This window comes from Pseudomonas sp. NBRC 111127 (assembly GCF_001320345.1).
GTDB lineage: Bacteria > Pseudomonadota > Gammaproteobacteria > Pseudomonadales > Pseudomonadaceae > Aquipseudomonas > Aquipseudomonas juntendi.
The window spans coordinates 1-4,313 of sequence record NZ_BCBD01000247.1; the positions used below are offsets into that span (position 1 = coordinate 1).

General features: G+C 65.6%; 3 protein-coding genes. 2 read left to right on the plus strand and 1 reads right to left on the minus strand.

The genetic code is table 11. The features are described from left to right. Both purL and APH30_RS26140 read left to right on the plus strand, forming a co-directional pair. On the plus strand, positions 1 to 2,614 hold a 2,614-nt coding region (gene purL, locus APH30_RS26135; RefSeq protein ID WP_054914149.1), incomplete at its 5' end, for a phosphoribosylformylglycinamidine synthase. 3 nt (positions 2,615 to 2,617) lie between these two features. After that, positions 2,618 to 2,929: an NIF3 1 gene (locus APH30_RS26140; RefSeq protein ID WP_009683429.1), complete on the plus strand. Its 312-nt coding sequence runs from the start codon at positions 2,618 to 2,620 to the stop codon at positions 2,927 to 2,929. Between the two features lie 119 nt (positions 2,930 to 3,048). Here the strand turns inward: APH30_RS26140 and APH30_RS26145 are convergent. Further along, a partial coding sequence (locus tag APH30_RS26145) for a PhoX family phosphatase (RefSeq protein ID WP_156326706.1) occupies positions 3,049 to 4,313 on the minus strand: 1,265 nt, incomplete at its 5' end.

Sequence of the window (4,313 nt, forward strand, 5' to 3'; positions counted from 1 at the left end):
GGTCGGCGCCAAGCTCATCGTGCTCGGCGGCCCGGCCATGCTGATCGGCCTGGGCGGCGGCGCTGCTTCGTCGGTGGCCACCGGCGCCAGCTCGGCTGACCTGGACTTCGCCTCGGTACAGCGTGAAAACCCGGAAATGGAGCGCCGTTGCCAGGAGGTCATCGACCGCTGCTGGCAAATGGGCGATGCCAACCCTATCGCCTTCATCCACGACGTGGGCGCCGGCGGCATCTCCAACGCCTTCCCGGAGCTGGTCAACGACGGTGGCCGTGGTGGCCGCTTCGAGCTGCGCAACGTGCCCAACGACGAGCCGGGCATGGCCCCGCACGAAATCTGGAGCAACGAGTCGCAGGAGCGTTACGTGTTGGCCGTCAGCGCCGTCGACTTCGAGCGCTTCAAGGCCATTTGCGAGCGCGAGCGTTGCCCGTTTGCCGTGGTCGGTGAAGCCACCGAAGAAAAGCACCTGACCGTCAGCGACAGCCACTTCGGCAACACCCCGGTGGACATGCCCCTCGACGTGCTGCTGGGCAAGCCGCCGCGCATGCACCGTTCGGTCACCCGTGAAGCCGAGCTGGGCGATGATTTCGACCCAAGCGAGCTGGACCTGGACAGCGCCGTGCAGCGCGTGCTGAACCACCCGGCAGTGGCCAGCAAGAGCTTCCTGATCACCATCGGCGACCGCACCATCACCGGCCTGGTTGCCCGCGACCAGATGGTCGGCCCGTGGCAGGTTCCGGTTGCCGACTGCGCCGTCACGGCCACCAGCTTCGATGTGTACACCGGTGAAGCCATGGCCATGGGCGAGCGAACCCCGCTGGCCTTGCTGGACGCCCCCGCATCCGGCCGCATGGCCATTGGCGAAACGCTGACCAACCTGGCGGCATCGCGCATCGAGAAACTGTCCGACGTCAAGCTGTCGGCCAACTGGATGTCCGCTGCCGGCCACCCAGGTGAAGACGCGCGCTTGTACGACACCGTCAAGGCGGTCGGCATGGAGCTGTGCCCGGAGCTGGGCATTACCATTCCGGTCGGCAAAGACTCCATGTCGATGAAAACCAAGTGGAGCGACGAGGGCGTCGAGAAGAGCGTGACCTCGCCGATGTCGCTGATCATCACCGGCTTCGCCCCGGTCACCGATATTCGCAAGACCTTGACCCCGCAACTGCGCATGGACAAGGGTGAAACCGACCTGATCCTGGTCGACCTCGGCCGCGGCAAGAACCGCATGGGCGCCTCGATCCTGGCCCAGACCTACGGCAAGATCGCGGCCCAGGCACCGGATGTCGACGACGCCGAAGACCTCAAGGCCTTCTTCGCCGTGATCCAGGGCCTGAACGAAGATGGCCACCTGCTGGCCTACCACGACCGTTCCGACGGTGGCCTGGCCGCCACCGTGCTGGAAATGGCGTTTGCCGGCCACTGCGGCCTGGACCTGCACCTCGACCCGCTGACCGACAGCAAGGCCGATGTGGCGGCCATTCTGTTCAACGAAGAGCTGGGGGCGGTCATTCAGGTTCGCCAGGACGCCACCCCCGACGTACTGGCACAATTCAGCGCCGCTGGCCTGGGCGAGGGTTGCGTGGCGGTGATCGGCAAGCCGGTCAATAACGCCGAAGTGTCCATCAGCCTCAATGGCGAAGTGCTGTTCGACGACGACCGCCGCATGCTGCAGCGCCAGTGGGCCGAGACCAGCTACCAGATCCAGCGCCTGCGCGACAACGCCGACTGCGCCGACCAGGAATTCGACCTGCTGCTCGAGGAAGACAACCCGGGCCTGTCGGTCAAGCTGGGCTTCGACGTCAACGACGACATCGCCGCACCGTACATCAAGAAAGGCGTGCGCCCGCAAGTGGCCATCCTGCGTGAGCAGGGCGTCAACGGCCAGGTTGAAATGGCTGCAGCCTTCGACCGCGCCGGCTTCGCCGCCATCGACGTGCACATGAGCGATATCCTTGCCGGCCGCGTCGACTTCGAGGCCTTCAAGGGCCTGGTGGCCTGCGGTGGTTTCTCCTACGGTGACGTGCTGGGCGCCGGTGAGGGCTGGGCCAAGTCGGCGCTGTTCAACAGCCGCGCCCGTGATGCCTTCCAGGCCTTCTTCGAGCGTACCGACAGCTTCGCCTTGGGCGTGTGCAACGGTTGCCAGATGATGTCCAACCTGCACGAGCTGATCCCGGGCACCGAGCACTGGCCGCACTTCGTGCGCAACCGCTCGGAGCAGTTCGAGGCACGTGTGGCCATGGTCGAAGTGCAGAAGTCCAACTCGATCTTCCTGCAAGGCATGGCCGGTTCGCGCATGCCGATTGCCATCGCCCACGGTGAAGGCCATGCCGAGTTCGCCAGCGAAGAAGCGCTGCTGGCCGCCGACATGTCCGGTTGCGTGGCCCTGCGCTATGTCGATAACCACGGCAAGGTCACCGAAGCCTACCCGGCCAACCCGAACGGCTCGCCGCGCGGTATCACCGGCCTCACCAGCCGCGACGGTCGCGTGACCATCATGATGCCGCACCCGGAGCGGGTGTTCCGCGCCGTGCAGAACTCCTGGCGCCCTGACGAGTGGCACGAAGATGCCGCGCTGATGCGCATGTTCCGCAATGCGCGGGTGTGGGTGAACTAAGGCGTGTACAAGCTCGCCTTCTTCGTCCCCGCCAGCCATGTCGACGTGGTCAAGGCCGCTGTGTTCGCCGCTGGTGGCGGGCGCATCGGCGACTATGACCACTGCGCCTGGCAAACCCTGGGCCAGGGCCAGTTTCGCCCGCTGGACGGCAGCCAGCCGTTTCTCGGGCAAACGGGCCGGGTCGAGGTGGTGGAAGAGTGGAAGGTGGAGCTGGTGGTGGCAGACGAGCTGGTAGCCCAGGTCGTCGCTGCGCTCAAGCAAAGCCACCCGTACGAGGCGCCAGCCTATGAGGTGTGGCGGCTCGCCGAGTTCTAGACCGCATCAGGGCTATTCGCGGGCACGCCCGCTCCCACAGGGTTACACAACTTGTGGGAGCGGGCGTGCCCGCGAACAGGCCAGTAAAGCCAGCGCAAGGCTGGCTGTACCGCACCGGATCAGACGGTGCCGATCTCCCCGCCATCAACCCGCTGAATCACCACCGTCGCAGCCCGCGGCCTTACCTTGGTACCCGCTGGCGTCGCGTCCGTAGCGTTGTCGGTGCATGGCCAGTTCCCTGGGTGCTGAATGTTGACGAACAGCGTCTTGTTGTCCGGGGTAAAGGTAATCCCGGTCACTTCGCAACCATTCGGGCCAACGAAGAAGCGCCGCAGGTCCACCTGGTTCTGCGCGTTCACCGGCACCTGTTTGCCGCTGGCGTCCACCAGGTTGGTGGGGATCACCGCCAGTAGCTGGTCGTTGGTGTAGTCGGTGACAGTGCTTTCGCCGTTGTCGGTCTCGAACCACAGCACGCCACGGCTATCGAAGCTCATGCCATCCGGGCTGGCGAACTGGTTCAGTTCGGTGAGGCCGGAACGGTTGATGTCGGCGGTGCCGGCAGCGTTGGCGCCAAACACGAAGATGTCCCAGGCGAAGCTCAACTGGTCGTCGCTGTCGTGCCAGCGGATGATATGGCCATGGCGGTTCGGCCCGCGCGGGTTGGCGGCATCGGCCTTCTCCGGGGTGCGCGCACTGTTGTTGGTCAGGGTCAGGTACACGTCGCCGTTCAGCGGGTTGACCGTGGTCCACTCCGGGCGGTCCATTGGCGTTGCGCCCACGGCATCGCCGGCACCCCGGGTGTTGAGCAGGATGCCCGGCAGGTCGCCGTACAGCGCGCCCAAGGTGCCGCCGCCAGTGGTGGGGGTAGTCACGTCCAGCAGCAGCCAGACGCCGGTACCGTCGGCATTGAAGCGGGCGACGTACAGCTTGCCTTGGTCCAGGTACTTGGCACCAGTGGCCAGTCGGTCGGCCGGGTTGGCATCGGCGGCATCCCACACGGCGCTGGACACCCACTTGTACACGTATTCGTTGTTGGAGTCGTCACCCATGTACCACACCAGTGGCTTGCCCGGCACCGGCAGGCCCGGGGCGCAGCCTTCGTGGCGGAAGCGGCCCAGTGCGGTACGTTTGGTCGCGAGGGTGCTGCTGTCGTAAGGGTCGATCTCGACGATGTAGCCATAGGTGCTGGCTTCGTTGCGGTAGTCGTCGGTGGCGCTGGCGCCCTTGGCGGTCACGTCGAAACGGGCGAACTCGTCGGCTTCCTCGCTGGCGTCGCCGGCTGCACTTTCCCATTTGAACTGGCCGCTGGAAGTGCCCACGCCAATGCGCTGCTGGTCTTCAGGGCGGGTGCCCTTGTTGACGAAAATGCCCGGCCAGTTTTCTT